This is a genomic window from Corynebacterium sp. HMSC05C01 (genome assembly GCF_001807155.1).
GTDB lineage: Bacteria > Actinomycetota > Actinomycetes > Mycobacteriales > Mycobacteriaceae > Corynebacterium > Corynebacterium coyleae.
The window spans coordinates 22,823-38,966 of sequence record NZ_KV787954.1 but is presented as its reverse complement, the minus strand read 5'-3'; the positions used below and the strand labels follow the sequence as shown (position 1 = coordinate 38,966).

The 16,144-nt window shown below is 64.4% G+C and carries 15 protein-coding genes; 5 read left to right on the top strand and 10 right to left on the bottom strand.

The window, feature by feature from the left end:
- Positions 1–209 precede the first annotated feature (209 nt).
- Complete coding sequence (locus HMPREF3145_RS04995) at positions 210–740, top strand: VIT1/CCC1 transporter family protein (protein WP_208856598.1); 531 nt, start codon at positions 210–212, stop codon at positions 738–740.
- A 214-nt stretch (positions 741–954) separates the two neighbouring features.
- Positions 955–1,941: a TDT family transporter gene (locus tag HMPREF3145_RS04990; RefSeq protein WP_083279394.1), complete on the top strand. Its 987-nt coding sequence runs from the start codon at positions 955–957 to the stop codon at positions 1,939–1,941.
- On the opposite strand, the gene HMPREF3145_RS04985 is transcribed toward HMPREF3145_RS04990, so the two are convergent.
- Positions 1,938–2,501, bottom strand: a complete 564-nt coding sequence (locus tag HMPREF3145_RS04985; RefSeq protein ID WP_070422148.1) for a glycoside hydrolase family 25 protein — start codon at positions 2,499–2,501, stop codon at positions 1,938–1,940. The genes HMPREF3145_RS04990 and HMPREF3145_RS04985 overlap by 4 nt on opposite strands.
- Positions 2,498–3,022, bottom strand: a complete 525-nt coding sequence (locus HMPREF3145_RS04980) for an NUDIX hydrolase (RefSeq protein ID WP_070422147.1) — start codon at positions 3,020–3,022, stop codon at positions 2,498–2,500. Before HMPREF3145_RS04980 ends, HMPREF3145_RS04985 begins: the two co-directional genes overlap by 4 nt.
- Positions 3,023–3,049: 27 nt before the next feature.
- On the opposite strand from HMPREF3145_RS04980, the gene HMPREF3145_RS04975 reads away from it, so the two are divergent.
- Complete coding sequence (locus HMPREF3145_RS04975) at positions 3,050–3,814, top strand: hypothetical protein (protein ID WP_141740820.1); 765 nt, start codon at positions 3,050–3,052, stop codon at positions 3,812–3,814.
- Here HMPREF3145_RS04975 and HMPREF3145_RS04970 read toward each other — a convergent pair whose 3' ends face one another.
- The 6 genes from HMPREF3145_RS04970 to HMPREF3145_RS04950 all read right to left on the bottom strand — a co-directional run bounded on the left by HMPREF3145_RS04970 (position 3,815) and on the right by HMPREF3145_RS04950 (position 11,480).
- Positions 3,815–4,888 (bottom strand): S1 family peptidase, encoded by a 1,074-nt coding sequence (locus HMPREF3145_RS04970; RefSeq protein WP_246817509.1) that lies wholly within the window; start codon positions 4,886–4,888, stop codon positions 3,815–3,817.
- A gap of 9 nt (positions 4,889–4,897) precedes the next feature.
- The gene (locus tag HMPREF3145_RS11815; RefSeq protein ID WP_168161888.1) at positions 4,898–5,056 is read right to left on the bottom strand and encodes a hypothetical protein; all 159 of its coding nucleotides are present in this window, start codon (positions 5,054–5,056) and stop codon (positions 4,898–4,900) included.
- A 16-nt stretch (positions 5,057–5,072) separates the two neighbouring features.
- Entirely contained in the window at positions 5,073–6,512 is a 1,440-nt protein-coding gene (thrC, locus tag HMPREF3145_RS04965; RefSeq protein WP_070422145.1) for a threonine synthase, read from the bottom strand.
- 323 nt (positions 6,513–6,835) lie between these two features.
- Positions 6,836–7,102 (bottom strand): hypothetical protein, encoded by a 267-nt coding sequence (locus tag HMPREF3145_RS04960; protein WP_070422144.1) that lies wholly within the window; start codon positions 7,100–7,102, stop codon positions 6,836–6,838.
- A gap of 35 nt (positions 7,103–7,137) precedes the next feature.
- A complete protein-coding gene (locus HMPREF3145_RS04955) occupies positions 7,138–10,146 on the bottom strand; it encodes a bifunctional [glutamine synthetase] adenylyltransferase/[glutamine synthetase]-adenylyl-L-tyrosine phosphorylase (RefSeq protein ID WP_070422143.1) in 3,009 nt (1,002 codons plus the stop codon).
- Positions 10,146–11,480: a glutamine synthetase family protein gene (locus HMPREF3145_RS04950; protein ID WP_070422142.1), complete on the bottom strand. Its 1,335-nt coding sequence runs from the start codon at positions 11,478–11,480 to the stop codon at positions 10,146–10,148. Before HMPREF3145_RS04950 ends, HMPREF3145_RS04955 begins: the two co-directional genes overlap by 1 nt.
- A 142-nt stretch (positions 11,481–11,622) precedes the next feature.
- On the opposite strand from HMPREF3145_RS04950, the gene HMPREF3145_RS04945 reads away from it, so the two are divergent.
- A complete protein-coding gene (locus HMPREF3145_RS04945) occupies positions 11,623–13,224 on the top strand; it encodes a CYTH and CHAD domain-containing protein (RefSeq protein WP_070422141.1) in 1,602 nt (533 codons plus the stop codon).
- 28 nt (positions 13,225–13,252) lie between these two features.
- On the opposite strand, the gene HMPREF3145_RS04940 is transcribed toward HMPREF3145_RS04945, so the two are convergent.
- Positions 13,253–13,459, bottom strand: coding sequence for a hypothetical protein (locus HMPREF3145_RS04940; protein WP_070422140.1), 207 nt, complete (start codon positions 13,457–13,459; stop codon positions 13,253–13,255).
- 84 nt (positions 13,460–13,543) lie between these two features.
- Here HMPREF3145_RS04940 and HMPREF3145_RS04935 point away from each other — a divergent pair, with 84 nt between their 5' ends.
- Positions 13,544–14,725, top strand: coding sequence for a galactokinase family protein (locus tag HMPREF3145_RS04935; RefSeq protein ID WP_070422139.1), 1,182 nt, complete (start codon positions 13,544–13,546; stop codon positions 14,723–14,725).
- Between the two features lie 14 nt (positions 14,726–14,739).
- Here the strand turns inward: HMPREF3145_RS04935 and HMPREF3145_RS04930 are convergent, their stop codons facing one another.
- Positions 14,740–16,125 (bottom strand): RNB domain-containing ribonuclease, encoded by a 1,386-nt coding sequence (locus HMPREF3145_RS04930; RefSeq protein ID WP_070422138.1) that lies wholly within the window; start codon positions 16,123–16,125, stop codon positions 14,740–14,742.
- Positions 16,126–16,144 lie beyond the last annotated feature (19 nt).

The following is a 16,144-nucleotide window of genomic DNA, read 5'->3' as shown; positions in this document are numbered from 1 at the left end:
AGAGGCAAAACAGCGGCTCGATGGTGGCTGAAATAGCCTCGTTCTCCGCTAAGCCTTAGATAACTTTGTATAGCCTGACCTGCGGAAGGTCAGGCTATACATGCTTGCGCAGGCAAAACAATGGGTTCATAGTGGGCGCTATGACTGATCTGATGGCACGCCCCAATGACTGCTCCGCCGACTGCCCGGTGGTGTACGACCTGCACCCGATGCAGCACGTTGAGCCTGGCACCAGCGAGCGGCTCAACCGCCTCCGCGCGGCCGTCCTTGGCGCGAACGACGGCATTGTCTCCACGGCGGCTGTCGTCGTGGGTGTAGCGGGCGCGACCGCGAATCAGACGACGATTGCCATGTCCGGTTTGGCCGCCGTCGTTGGTGGTGCTGTGTCGATGGCGCTTGGCGAATACGTCTCGGTGTCGTCGCAACGCGACTCGGAGCGCTCCATGGGCTTTGCGGAGCACCAGCAGGTCAATCCATGGTCAGCCGGTATCGCGTCGTTCCTGTCGTTCATCTTGGGTGCGGTGCTGCCATTTGTGACCGCGATACTGGCGCCGGAGTCCGTCCGCATTGTGTCGATCTTCGCTGTGACGCTCGTTGCGCTTGCACTCACCGGCGCACTGTCGGCAAAGCTTGGCGATTCCCCGGTGCTCCGCCCGGTTCTGCGCATCGTCGTCGGTGGAACACTCGGCCTAGCGATGACTTTTGCGGTGGGTTCGCTCTTCGGCGCCGCTGCACTTTAGTGTCCAGAGTGGCGGTAGCGATTTGGATCGTATCCGTTTGACGTGGGAAAACACCCAAACCACACAACTCCACACAAAGTACACAACTCCACACAAACCACATAACTTCACATAACATCGGTAGTGTCGCCGACATCCTGCGCGTGCCAGAGGATGAGTATCCCGAACTGCCGAATGGCCAGGTACAACAAAAGGGATTACCATACATGGGGTGATGAACAAGCTCCGCCAACTTCCTCCGGCCGGCCCCGCATGGGGCGGCAGCCTCATGGGTACGTCGATCGTGTCGCGACTGCTCGTCGAAAAGAACATGATGCTTGGCGCGAGCATCTTCGCAGCGATCGCCTCCGCAATCCTCGTTGTATTGGTGGTTGGCTTTGTCACATACCGCCAGCCGAGCTTCAAACGCACCTCAATGGCGGAATGGTCGATGTTCTTCATCGGAATCCTCGCGCTCGGCGCCGCACTGTCTGGGTTGACGGATGTGCCGGTGTACCGCCTGGTCGGCTTTTGGATCGGCGCGCCCGTCACCACCTTGACCTGGGCGATCCAACTCACGCGATTCGAAGGAAAACCACGGTTTACGTGGGGGCTGCCGCTTGTCGGCCCGATGATCTCCGCGTCTGTGGCCGGCTGGCTGGCCCGCGACTACGGGCAGATTTACCACGTCATGGGCACAGTGTTTTTCTTCATGTCGCTGCTGACCGCAGTGCCGGTGTTCATGCGCGTCTACTGGGCTGCCTGGCACGGTGAGGTTGATCTGTCGGGCCCGAACTCTGCGACCGCATGGGTGCCGCTCGGCGTGATCGGCCAATCCACTACCGCGTTGCAGATCCTCTACCCCGGCTACTTCTCGGTCCACTACGGCTACGTGGCGCTTATGTTGTCCATCCCGCTGGCCATCTACGCCATGGTCACCTTCTACCCCAACGTCGCACGCTGGGCGCAGTACTCCCCCGCCTGGTGGTCGTGCACCTTCCCGCCGGGCACGGTGAGCATGGGCGGCCACCAAGTTGCCTTGGTCAACGGATCGCAGTGGCTGGACGCCGTTGCCTTGGCAATTCCGTTCCTGCTGCTCGCTCACTGGACGGTGTGCTCGAGCAGGTTTATCAGTTGGGTTATCGAAGGTCGCCGGGACAACAACTCGCAGTCGACGCAGACGCCCCAGACCTCGAAGGCTGCGCGCCAGATGGCGGCCTAGCGCGCCACGTTAAGGTCGACCTCGATCCCGCCAACGCGCCCGCGGGAGGTGAACTGCCACACCGCGGGTTCCGGGAACCCGAGCGGGCGCGGCCACTTCCCCAACTGCGCCGGGTCCGTCACGGTGTTGTCGCCCCAGTGCGCGAGCCACAGTTCCCCAAACTGTGCAGGGCTGGCCAGCCCCATGTGCCGGCGCCAGTACCAGGCGTTGGTGTAAACTCCGGCCACTTCCACGCCAGCTTGGGTGAAGCACTCTACAGCGGTGTGGACGTCGTCAAGCGTAAGCCCCGCGGGTGACTCCACGTCGAGCCACATGGGCAATTGCGTATCGACGAGCACCTCACACGCCACCTCCACCTGCTGCTCGATCGTCGTGCCCTCTGAGGGGGCGCGGAGAAAGTGGTAGATGGAGGTGTCGCAGCCGGCGGTGGTGGCGTCGAGAAGCAATTGCTCAAAACACGGGTCGCGGTAGGTGCCGTCCGTGGTGCGGATGATGGCGAAGTCGAAGCCGGTGAAGTCGAAGCCTCGTTGGTATTCGGAGACGTCGACGCCGAATCTCACCGCTTCTTCAGCCCCATGCGCGGGGTGAAGCTGCCTGGGTGGCGGCGCTGCGCTGCGGCATCGGCGATGGTCAGGCGCCACTTCGGGTCGGTCACCGGCATGTTGGAAATCGGGAACCAGCCGACCTCGATCGACTCGTCGTCACCGACGATGGGCACGGCGGTGGGGTCTGTAGCCTCGCAACGAATCTGCACCGACATGTACGTCGCCTTATCCCCGTTGTCGTGCGTGACCGGGCCAACCACGCCAACGCCGAGGATTGCCGCCGGCTCGACTTCCACACCGGTCTCCTCGAGCACTTCGCGCACCGCGGCCATGTGAGGCTCTTCGCTCGGGTCCGCGATGCCGGTCACCGGGGTCCAGTTCCCATTGTCGGCGCGGCGCACGAGCAGCACGTCTGGCACCGCCCAGTCGGAGGTGTCGGCCGAGTCGCGCAACACCACCGCGCACACGCTTGGCACCCACATCAGGTCGGTGCCGATCTTTTTACGGGTCTCCACAATGAACTCCGGGATAGGCATGGGTGCGAGTGTACAATCCCTTCCGATATGAGCACTTCCGTGACCGAACCCGAACAGCCCACGCGCACCTTCCTGCAGCGCGTGCCCACGCCGGTGTTTGTCACGGTCTACGGCGCACTCGTCGTCGCCGCGGTGGTGGGGGCCGTGTTCGGGCTGCGATACACCGCAGACGCGGAAAGCACCGAGGCGTCCCTGCCACAACCGGTGCGCCCGTTTAACCCGGCCCCGGCCGATCCTTCCAATGTGGCGGCGAGTGTGCGCCCCCACCTGATCCAGAACCTGCAGGTAGGCAAAACCAACACTGGTGTGATGGCGCGTGGCGATCTCGCCGAGTACGTCATGAGCGATTCCACCGAGTTCGCCGGCCACGTCTCACGCCTGCTCGAGCAAAACTGCCTGGACACGCTCGAGCTGACCACCCCAGACGGCATGCGGGTGAACTTCTGGGGCTTTTGCTTTGCGACGATACCCGCTACCACCATCCAAAACACCTTCGATTTCGCGGTGGCCCAAGGCGCTGACTCCGCGTCCTTCGCCGTCTACCCCGCCCAGAACAACTTCCACGAAATCAGGTTGATCTGGACCGACGCGGAAGCAACCGGCTACGACGCGAAGCAACTCGAGCGGCAGTGGAAGCAACTCAACCGCCCCGACGAGATCGACCGCATCGCGTTCTTCGGCTACTACGACGACGAGGTCATCGTGGTGGATAACGACAAGAAGGACGGCAGGTCCACCAAGACGTTCCCCGCCGGTGAGGCGTTCAACGAGAAGTGGGGCCTCGAGCGCTAACTACCAGCGCTGGGGCACGAGATCTGCGTCAGGCACGACGTGGTTGATCACGGCCATCACCTGGTTGATGTTGGAGTAGCTCATCAGCAGCGGATCTTCCATGCCTTCGAAACACTCCTCCCCCGCACGGCCAGCCTCGGTGCCTGAGACCACTCCGATGACCGTGGCCCGGCCGTTGATCTCGGTGAACACCGGCCCGCCCGAGTCGCCCGAAGCGGCGCAGACGGAGGCGATGTCGCCGTGGGTTTGGGCCTCGGCGTCGTCGTCAAGGTTCACGATCTGCACACGCTGGGTCGCCTCAAACTTGCCGCAGGTGTAGCCGGTGGTCGCGCCGGTTTTGCACACGCGGTCGAGATCGTGCAGGTCCTTGGCGATACCGGTTGCGATCGGAGCACCAACGACATCCATGAACCGCTCGGCATCGGTGATCTCGATGATGCCAACATCGATACCTCTCGTTTCCTCATTCGCGTCGCCGTACATGCCGGAATAGATGAACTTGCCCACCTCGTGCGCGTAGTCGAAGGCGGTCTCCGCATTCGTCGGCCACACAAGGTCACCCGCACGCCCGCAGTGGCCCGCAGTCACGGCATAGGCTCGGCCGTCAGCGCCAGTAAACGAGAACGCTGCAGTGCACGACTGAGCGGTGAAGTGCTCACCCGGCTCCGGGTAATGGTCCGTGGACTGAATGCGCGTACCCGGCGCCCACGGCGCGAACGCAGGCACGAGCACATTGCTCTCCTCCACCGGTGCAGGCGGAGCCTCATCCGGCGTTTGCACACGCTCAAGCGCGTGGCGCTCCTCCACCGTGGGAGTTGGGAATTGGCTCGTGGTCAGCCCGAGCCACACCACCATCGCAACAGCAGCAAGCGTTGCGACGATCACCGTAATCCACCCACCGGTCCGCAAACCCGTACGCCGCTGAGTGGGCGGCGCAGACAGAGCAGGCTGCGCGGGCGTGCCGGGCACGCCGGGCACGCCGGGCATGTCCGGGAACTGCCACTGCTGGCCATCCTCCGGCTGGTAGCGCCGCGCCAGGTTGTCGCCGCCTGCCTGATGTTCAGGGAAGGTCAAGCGCGAGCCTTACTTGTCGGCGTCGGAGTTTTCGGCGTCGGTGTCGTCGTCAAGAAAAAACTTGTCACCCTTGGCGGCTTCCTCGGCCTGGATCTTGATGTCGCGCAGGAACTTCTCCGGATCGAACTCCGTGTACTGCTCAGGACCTGCGAACTGCTCTTGTGCCATCGGTGGGGATCCTTTCCTAGACGTCCGTGCGCTCGATTGCGTCGGCGATGAATGCCTTGACCTGCTCGGCGTCATTCGGCAGATCCACAACATGGCGCTCGGCGTCCATAATCGCGGCGAAGCGCTCCGGCACCTCCGGAAGCTCGCCAATTGCCTCCACAATGGTATCCGCGAATTTCACCGGCAGCGCAGTCTCCAGCACAACAATGGGAGTTTCTACGCTGTCTGCCAGCTGCTGCGCCACGAACACGCCGTCGGCGGTGTGCGGGTCAATAACCACGCCGTACTCGTCCTTGATGCGCTTGATCGTGGCAATGCGGTCCGCATGCGTCGAGGTGCCCGAGCCGAAACCGTACTTGTCGGTGATGCGCTCAAGCGTATCGGTGTCCAGCGCGAAGCCGCCCTCTTTGACCTTGGTGCCGAAGAGCTCGCGGGTGGTGTCCGCGTCGCGGTCCAGCGCGTCGAAGATCATGCGCTCAAAGTTCGACGCCTTGGAAATATCCATCGACGGCGACGAGGTGGCGTACGTGTCGGCTGCGGAACGCGGGCGGTAATCACCGGTGGTGAAGAACTCGTGCAGGACGTTGTTCTCGTTCGTCGCCACGATCAGGCGATCAAGCGGCAGCCCCATCTGCTTGGCAATGTGGCCTGCGCACACGTTGCCAAAGTTACCGGTAGGCACGCAGATCGAAACCTGCTCCTCGTTCGTCTTCGTCGTCTTGAGGTATGTGGCGATGTAGTACACCACCTGCGCAAGCAAACGCGCGAAGTTAATGGAGTTGACCGCGCCGATCGAGTACTTCGACTTAAACTCCGCGTCCGCGCTGACTTCCTTGACCACGTCCTGGCAATCATCGAAAACGCCGTCGAGCGCGATGTTGAAAATGTTCGGGTCATCCAGGCCGAACATCTGGGCCTGCTGGAACGGGGTCATACGCCCGGCCGGGGTGAGCATGAACACGCGGATGTTGTCGCGGCCACGCATGGCGTACTCGGCCGACGAGCCGGTATCGCCCGAGGTCGCGCCCAGAATATTGATCTCTTCGCCGCGGCGCCCGAGTTCGTACTCGAAGAGCTCGCCGAGCAGCTGCATCGCCATGTCCTTAAACGCAGCGGTCGGACCTTCGGAGAGGTGCGCGATGTGCAAGCCGTCGTTCAGACGCGTAACCGGCACGATCTCCTCGTCCGCGAACACCGGGGTGCGGTACGCACGCTTGGCAATCGCCTCAAGGTCCGCTGCCGGGATGTCATCGACGAACAGCTTCAATACCTCTGCGGCAAGTGCGGCGTAGCCGTCGTTGGCCAAAAGGGTGCGCCACTCGTCGAGAAGCGCCGGCGAAAGTGTCGGGTACACCGCCGGCATAAACAGCCCGCCGTCCGGACTTAAGCCGGTGAGCAGGATGTCAGTGAAGGAACGGGCCTGGGCAGTTGCGTCGCGCGTCGAAATGAAGTCCACGCCGGGCAGTCTACGTGATCGGTGTATGCCCTTGGTCGGAATGGGCATTTACGTTCAGCGTCGGCAGGCCCGGAAAGCCGCACTTTGGTGCGGTCGTGGGGCCTCGATTCGTTCATATGCAGGGCTCGATATGCGTAACTGCAGGTCAGCGCAAAATTGGGAAAACGGCCCGAAAGGTATCTCCAAAGCCGTGACCAGGACTTACGCATATCGAGCCCTGCATATGAACGTTGGAGGGGCGGTGGCGCGTTAGCGGTGCCGGGGCGCCGGGGGCGGTGGCGCGTGAGCGCGCACCGGCGGGGTGCTGCGGCGGTGCCGGGGTGCTAGTGGCGCGGGGGCTCCTGGCGGCCGGTGAGGATGTCCACGACGGAGCGGATTGCGGCGTCGCCAAGCGGTGCCACCGAGCGCTCCTTCGGCTGCTCCGGTGTGGATGCCCGGCGCGGGCTCGGCTCGACGGTGACGTTAAGCGTCGTGTCGTCGAGTTCGAGCTTTGCGGACGGGTCGATGCCGGCGACGCGGGCGGCGTCGACGAGTGCGACGAGGTCGGCGAAGGTTGCGTTGTCAAGGTCGATAGTCATGTTCACTGCCATGCCCACAGAGCTTATTGATTCCGCAACCGCCGCGCCTAGTCGAATTCCAAGGACTGCTTTTCGCCCCAGAACACTTCCTCCACCACGCGGTGGGCGCGCCGGGTGATACGCAGGTAGTCCTCGAGGAACTCTTGCTGGTCGTCGGGGTCGTATCCGGCAGAGCCAGCGACCTGAGCCAGTTGCGGGCCCGGTGCGGGGAGCTGGTCCTCACGCTTGCCGGAGACGAGCACAATGGCGTTGCGGGCGCGGGTCGCGGTGAGCCACGCGGTGCGCAGGGTTCGCGCCTTGTCGGCGGAAAGCACCTCGGGGTCGTCGAGCTCCACGAGGAAGTCCAGTGCGTCAAGTGTGGACGGGGTGCGCAGTTCGTGATGACGATGCGCGTGCGCCATGGTGATCAGTTGGACGGTCCACTCCACATCGGCAAGTGCGCCGCGGCCAAGTTTGGTGTGGGTGGCCCGGTCGGCGCCACGGGGCAGGCGCTCGTTATCCACGCGGGCTTTGATGCGGCGGATCTCGCGAATATCGGCAGGTGTTGCGCCGGCCTCGGGGTAGCGGAACTCGGCGATGGCCGAAAGGAAGCGCTCCCCTACCTCGCGGTCGCCGGCGACGACGTTGGCGCGAAGGAGTGCTTGGTGCTCCCAGACTTCGCCCCACTCGCGGTAGTAACGCACGTAGGAGGCAATGGTGCGCGTCACCGGTCCGGAGCGACCCTCGGGGCGCAGACCCAGGTCCACCTCCAGCGGCGGGTCGCCGGATGGTTTGGACAGGCGGGTACGGATCTGGTCGAGCACCTTCGTGGCCCAAGCGATGGCTTCTGTTTCGTCGACGCCGTCTGCTGGTTCGGTGACCACCATGACGTCGGCGTCAGAGCCGTAGCCCAACTCGGCGCCGCCAAGCCGGCCCATCCCGATCACTGCGATTCGTGCGGGGGCCTCGTCGAGACCAGCGGCGGCAGTGGTCGAATACACCTCTGCCTGCAGCGCGGCCTCAAGGACCGCGTCCCACACATACGTCAGTTCCAGACAGACCTGGCGTACCTCCATCAGGCCCAGCAGATCAGCCGCAGCGATACGGGCCAACTCGGCCCGGCGCAGGGAACGCGCCACCGACACCGCTTTCTCCGGGTCGGCTTGGTGGCGCTTCGCCGAGGCAATGATCGCCTTATGCACCTGATCCGGAGCCACCTCAAGCAGGCGCGGACCGGCGGAGCCATCCCCAAGCAGTTTCACCACGTCAGGTGCGGAAATGATCAGGTCGGAGGTGTACGGGGAGGTGCCGAGGATGTGCATGAGGCGTTGGGAGGCCACGCCTTCGTCGCGAAGCATGCGCAAGAACCAACTGCGATCCACCGCTGCCTCGGAGAGTTTGCGGTAGTTGAGTAGGCCCTGGTCGGGATCGGCGGTGTCGGCCAGCCAGTGCATGAGTGTGGGCAGCAGGATCTCCTGCAGTTTCGCCTTGCGGGAGGTGCCCTTGATCAGCGCGGTCAGGTGGTCAAACGCGCGCGCCGGGTGGCGGTAGCCCAGGGCTGCCAACTGGTCCTTCACACCGGCGGCGGAAAGTGTTGCTTCACCGACGGTGAGGTCCACCACGGCGTCCAGCAGCGGGCGGTAGAAGAGACGCTCGTGCAGCGTGGCCACCTCGTGGCGGATGGCCTTGAGATGCCGGTTCATCGCCTCAGGGGCGGTACCGCGTGGCCCGGCTGAGAAGCCTGCGGCGCGGGCGAGCCACCGGTTGCGCTTCTCGTCATCGGCATCTGGCAGTTGGTGGGTGCGCTTGAACCGCTGCAGTTGGAGACGGTGCTCGAGCAGGCGTAAAAACTCGTAGGCATCGGTGAGCACTTTGGCGTCCTCGCGGCCCACGTACCCGCCCTTGGCCAGGTCGGCGAGGGCTTCGAGGGTGTTGCGGGCGCGCAGGGTGTCGTCGATACGCCCGTGCACGAGTTGGAGCAGTTGCACGGCGAACTCAACGTCCCGCAGCCCACCGGGGCCGAGCTTGAGTTCACGGTCGCGCACGTCTGCGGGCACGTTTTCCAGCACGCGGCGGCGCATGGCCTGGACGTCTTCGACGAAGGAGTCGCGCTGGGACGCCTCCCACACCAGCGGCGACAACGCGTCCGAATACGCCTGGCCCAGGTCCATCGATCCGGTCATCGGACGGGCCTTGAGCAGTGCCTGGAACTCCCAGGTCTGCGCCCACTTTTTGTAGTACGCCACGTGCGAATCAAGCGTGCGCACCAGGGCTCCGGCTGCCCCTTCGGGCCGCAGGTTCGCGTCCACTTCGAAGAAGCAGGCGGAGCCGATGCGCATCATCTCGCTGGCCACGCGCGTGATCTTGGTGGTCACAGGCTCGGCGACGAACACGACGTCCACATCCGAGATGTAGTTCAGCTCCCACGCGCCGCACTTGCCCATGGCGATCACGGCCAGGTCAGCGTCGATGTCCTCGTCGCCGTAGACTTCCCGCACCGCGACCGCAAGCGCAGCCGTCAGCGCCGCGTCCGCCAGGTCCGTGAGCCGGTCCGTGGTGTAGGCGTACGTCATCGGCTCGCCCTCGCCGAAGCCCTTCACCGCGGCGAAAGTGCCGGCCAGGTCTGCGGCTGCAACGCGCATCACGAGGTTGCGGTGGGCTGTACGGAGCTTTTGCTTTGCGACGCCAACCTCACCCACCTCAGCCCTATACAGGCCCGGCCCGTCCGCATCCACGCCAACCGCGCCGAGCATGGTGCGGAACATGTCGGGGCGGGACGGGAGGTCGTCGCAAAGCAAACGCCACTGCTCAGGGTTGGCAATGAGGTGATCCGACAGCGCTGTCGAGCCGCCGAGCAGCGCGAAGAAGCGCGTGCGGAAAATCGAGTTCGCGCGCAGTTCGGCAAGCAGCTCGTCCCACGAATCCAGTGCCTCATGCAAGCGGTAAGCGTTGTTGAGCGCCAGATCCGGATCCGCGGCACCCGCCAACGTGTAGCCAAGCTCCTCGGCATCAAAACCGAGCTCGGCTAAGTCCTCGGCGGCGCGCGGGCTGGTCAGGCCAAGTTTCGCGGGCTTCACTACAGATCAATCCCGGTTTCGATCTCCCACGGGGTGATCTTCGAGGTGTACTCGTGCCACTCCTGCCATTTTGCACGTAGGAAGAATTCGAAGACCTGCTCGCCAAGCACCTCGGCCATGAACTCGGAGCGCTCCAGGTGGCGCAACGCCTGATCGAGCGAGGTCGGCAGGTCCCGGTACCCCATGGCGCGGCGCTCGCGGCGGGTCAGCGCGAACACGTCGTCGCGTGCTGGCTCGTCGAGCTCGTAGCCTTCCTCGATCCCCTTCAGGCCAGCGGCGAGGATGGCTGCGTATGCCAGGTATGGGTTGCAGGCCGAATCCAGCGAGCGCACCTCCGCCCGGCGCGATTCCGCCTTGTGCAGGCGGTAGGTGGGCACGCGCACCATCGCGGAACGGTTCGAAATGCCCCAGGTCGCGGCGGTGGGTGCCTCGGAGCCGAACTGGAGGCGCTTGTACGAATTCACCCACTGGTTGGTCACCGCGGAGATTTCGCTGGCGTGCTCGATGATGCCGGCGATGAACTGGCGGCCGGTGGCAGACAGGCTGATTTCGTCATCAGGATCGTGGAACGCGTTAGTGTCGCCTTCGAACAGGGAGAAGTGCGTGTGCATCGCCGAGCCTTCAAGGTCCGCGAACGGCTTAGGCATAAATGTTGCGTGCACCCCGTTGATCTCCGCGACGGTCTTGACCAGATAGCGGAAGGTCAGGATGTTGTCCGCCATGGTCAGCGCGTCGGTGTGGCGCAGGTCGATCTCCTGCTGGCCTGGGGATCCCTCGTGGTGGGAGAACTCGGTGACAATGCCCATGTACTCCAGCGCGGATACCGCCATCCGACGCAAGCGCGGGGCCTCGTTGCGTTTGGCTTGGTCGAAGTAGCCGCCCTTGTCCGCAGGGGTTGGTGGCTGGTCGCCCTGGCCGGGTTTGACCACGTAGAACTCGATTTCGGGGCTAGCCAAAAACTCGAATCCCATGTCGCGGGCGTTATTCATCTGGCGGCGTAGTACCTGGCGCGGATCTGCAAACAGCGGACCGCCGTCGGGCATGGTGATGTCGCAAAACATGCGAGCGGTCTGTAGGCCGGAATCTTCGTCAAACGGCAACGGCTGGTACGTCGACGGGTCCGGGCGCAGCAACGTGTCCGATTCAGAGACCCGCGAGAAGCCTTCGATGGAAGAACCGTCAAACCCCACGCCTTCCTCGAAAGCACTCTCGAGTTCCGCAGGCGACATCATCACCGTTTTCAGCGAGCCGAAAATATCGGTGAACCATAGGCGGATAAAGGCAATGTCTTGCTGCTCGACGAGTCGCAGCACGTTGTCGGTTTGGGCGCTCATGGCACATAACTGTAGCGGGCGCCGCGATTCGAAAACGGGCCAAGCGCAAATCGGCGTGCGCGCTAGACTCGGAGGCATTACATGCGCTGAAACTGCGTCGATCACATGTCGAACCCGCGTCGGTGAGGAGAACACACGCACCATGTCCGAACAGGCTGAACAGACACCCCAGAACTTCCTTGAGGTGGAGATCAAGTTGGCGGTGGACGAGGACACCGGCATTCCAGATCTCATCCAACTGCCGGGGGTGACGTCGATTGAGTCCACGCAGGAGCACAACCTGTCCGCGGTCTACTACGACACTGCGGATCTACGCCTGACGCGTTCCAAGATCACGCTGCGTCGCCGCACCGGCGGTTCGGATGACGGCTGGCACATGAAGTTGCCGCAGGAAGGTGGCCGCAAGGAGGTGCGCATGCCTCTCGACGACCCAACGACCGTGCCCGAAGCCCTCCTTTCGGAAGTTCGTGCCATTGTGCGCACGGAACCGCTAGAGCCGATCGCCCAGGTGGATAACCGCCGCGTAGAGATCACGCTTGCAGGCGAGGGCGGCCCTGTTGCGGAGTTTTGCGACGACCACGTCACCGCCTGGTCGCTGCTTCCAGGTGGTGAGCGCACGAACTGGCGCGAATGGGAGCTCGAACTCGCCGACGCCCTTGCGGACACCGAGGCGGGCGATGACCTGATTACCCAGGCAGGGTCTTTCCTGATCTCTGCGGGCGCGCGCAAGTCCTCCTCGCCGTCGAAGTTGGCCACGGCGCTTGGGGATTCGATCAAGTCCGCTCCCCTGCCCCCACACGTCCAAGGCGAAGTTGAGGAGGGGACGCCGGCTGCGGCGGTGGTGTCGTCGCTACGCAAACAGCGCGATGCGATCGTCGGTTGGGAGCCACGCGTGCGTGCCGATGACTTCGATTCCGTCCACCAACTGCGCGTGGCCACCCGCGAGATGCGTTCCCTGCTGGAAACGTTCGAGGGCATCCTCGAAGGCGAAGCGCTTGCGACGTTGGAGGACGAACTGAAGTTCTCCGCCGGCGTGCTCGGCATCGCCCGTGACGCTGAGGTTGTGGAGGAGCGTTTCCTCGCCCTGCTGGATTCCGACGAGTCTGGGCTTATCGACGACACCGCGCGCACCCACATCGAACACGACATGCGCCGCGACTACGAGGCCGCCCACGCCGACATTGTGGAAATGCTGGACTCCGAGCGGTTCATGTCGCTGCTGGATGCCGTAGATGCGTTGCTTGCGGAGCCGCCGGTGGCGGTTACTGGCGGCGCTGGGGATGCCGATGGTGCCAAGTCGGAGAAGAAACAATCCAAGGAGGTCCTCTACGACCACCTCAAGCGCGGCTACAAGAAGTTGAAGAAGCGCCACAAAAAGGTCGCCGAATACTACGACGACACCACCCTGCCGCTGCACGAGCGCGAGGAGTACGTCCACGACGTGCGCAAGGCCGCGAAGAAGCTGCGCTACTCCGCAGTCGCAGCCCAGGAAGCTGGTCTGAAGGCAGGGCGTTTGGCCAAGGCGTGCAAGGCGCTGCAAAGCCAGTTGGGTGACTTCCAGGACGCGGTGACCTCACGCGACCGCATCGAGCGTCTTGCACGACAAGCCCGCGAGCGCGGCGAGGACACCTTCTCCTACGGCATGCTCTACCAGCGCGAACTCGACCGCGGCGAGGCGTCGCTTCGCGATTACGACGACACCGTGCGCGAAGTGCGCAAGGCGTTTAAGAAGATCAAGCCGTAACACCGGCTAGACCGGCTGGGCACGGGGCTTACTTCTCCCAAGAAGGGGTCTCGCCCCAGTCATCGTCGGCTTCGTCGGCGGCATCCGCTGCTTTGTTGCGCTGCGCTGCAATCGCCAGGGCGTTTTCAGCTTCCTCGCGCGTGGCGTACGGGCCCATGCGGTTATCCCAGGAGGCTTCCTTGCCCTGGGTGACCTCGCCGGTAGACGGGTTGTAGTAGTACTGCTCGTCAGCCATGATCTGCTCCTTTATGTTCGTTGCTTTTACCGCCCCTACCCTACCGAGACGGTTGGTAGTGTGGTGGCCGTTAAGGAGCGTGTAATGGCAGCATTTCAAACCCCCAAAACTTCCCCCGCCCAGCGCGTCCGCGCAGCTCACCCAGGTGACGGACATGTGGCGTCCGCACCGGCGACGTGGGTGTTGATCGGCGAGAACGTTGACCACTTTGGTGGCGTGACGTTGGCTGGGACGGCGTCGCTACGTGCGGCTGCGGCGGCGAGCCCGCGTGACGACGACACCATCGCCCTGACCGCCCGCGGCCCCTTCGGCGACTTCACCGCCAAAACAACCCTGGCCGCGCTGCACGAGGACGAGATTGAGGACCCGCTCGCACGACGCTGGACTGGGCTGGTGCAGTCGCTGATCCAACGCCAGGTTCTCTCCCGCGACACTGCAGGCCTGGACATTACGGTGGAGTCCGACGTGCCGCTCGGTGCCGGTCTTGGCTCACTGTACGCCGCCGACGCCGCGATCGCGCTGGCGTTGGCGGGCGGTCACGGCGACATCGATACCGCACCCTTCCGCACCCGGCTCGCGGAGATCTGCTCGCACGCCGTAGCCACCTACTCATCGCTGGCGGTGCTGCGCGCTCGCCACTCCGTGGCCCTGCGTGGCGGTGGCACAGGCGTAAGTGTTCTCGACTACGCCGACGGGTCACTGACCGAAGCGCCCCACCCCGCCCGCCACGGCGTGCGCGTGTTCTCCCTGGCCAAGGAATTGGGCAAGCCGTACGACGTGCAGACTAAGGCGATTGCGCACCGCCGCGAGTTTATCGACGCCGCCTGCTCCAACTTCGGCGTCGAATCCCTTCGCCAACTGCCCGACGCCACCAACCGCGTCGTCCAGTGGGTCGAGGCACGCCGCTCCGTTGGCGACGAGACCGCACCCGATCCCGACGTCGCCCGCCAGTGGGTGCAGTTCTGCGAAACCGAAACGCTTCGCTCCCTCGCCGCCGCCAAGGCGCTGCGCTCCCGGCGCGCCAACGAGCTGTTCACGCTGCTGAACTCCCCGTCCGAGGCCCACGACCTGACCACCCCGGACGCGCTGGTCGCCCTGGCGCGCGAGCGTGGTGCCGTCGCTGCCCGCCCAGCCGCCACGGGCACCTCCGACGCGGTGATCGCGTTCGTGCCGGTGCAAGACGCCGACACGTTCGCCGCCACCATGGCGAAGGACCTCGAGGTCGTGGAGATCATCCCGGGTGAGGTCGCCCGCCTCGAGGTGTAAGCGCTAGTCCAGCGCTAGTCCGCGGGCCAGGCGAAGCCGACCTCGCGGGCGTCGATGTCGGCGTGGACGAGTGAGAACTTCGTGGATACGCCTTCCTCGGGCGCACCGGCGGAGGGTGCGAGCACTGGCGGGTCGACGATGAACACGCGGGACTGCTCCTCGCCAGATTTGAGCGTCACACCGTCGAAGTTGTGGCCCACCCACGGCTCGAGCACCGTCGCTTCGGTCAGATGCAGGCAGGCTTTTTCCACCGTGTTGGCGAGCTGCGAGGAGCGGCCCATGGTTTTCAGCATGCGTCCGGCGTCGCGGGTGACCCACTCCGGCACGGGTGTGCCGGCGCAGATGGCAAGGCAGACTTCGGTGGCGAAGCGGTCGATAAGCCTGCGCAGCGGCGCCGTAACGTGGGCGTAGTAGCCACCGATCCCGGCGTGGACCTCGGGAACGTCCTCGGACAGGTCAACGTAGCCGGAGCCGCGCAGGAGTTTCTGGGCTTCGCGCATGACGGCCATGCCGTGCGGGGTGTCCGCGTCCACGCCGGCAAGGAACTCACCGATGTCGCCGGTGACGTCGAAGCCGAGGTTGCGTGCCTCGCGGCGAAACTCGGCTTCACTTTCCGCAGACGCCGGCTGGAGGGTGCGCAGGAAGCCCACCCCGGCGTCCACCATCATCTGTCCTGCGACCATGCCGGTGAGCAGGGAGATCTCCGAGTTGTAGTCCATGATCGGGTGGCGCGGCTCAATGGCGAGTTCGTAGGCGTCTCCGTCGCGGGCCACGCGCACGGACGGCACACGCAGGTTGATCGCGTGCCTGCGTAGCGACGACTGCTGACGCAACCGGCCAACCTCCGGCAACAGCGCAATCGAGGGGTGTATTGAGCCATCCTCCAGGGAGGCGTGCACGCCCTCGTAGTCCAAACGCGCCACCGAGTGGACGAGTGCGCGCTCGACGTGGGCCGAGTCGACCTCCCCTTCCCCGTCCAGGTCGAAGGTCCACAGCACGGCGGGCCTATCCGCGTCCGGCAGCAGCGACGCCGACCCTTCGGAGACTTCCTCCGGGTGCAGGCGTGCCGGCTCGTCGGGCAGATAGATCGTCTGGCCGCGCTGCAGCGACTCCTCGTGCACAGCGGAGTCACTGTCCACGAACGCCGCCACGTCCGCAATCGCATACCGCACCCGGTACCCGCCACCGGCACGCTGCTCCACGAACACGGCCTGGTCCAAATCTTTAGAGCCGGCCGGGTCGATGGTGACAAAGGGGATATCGCGGGCGTCGATACGCACATCTGCGAAACGGTCCACCAACTCCGAGGCCTCTGCGTGCAACGATGGCGCAAAGTCGGTGGGCACGTCGAATTCGCGCGCAATGGCGCGGAAGTTCAGGGGTGCGGCGTAGAGCTTCATAAAACGCCATCGTGCCACG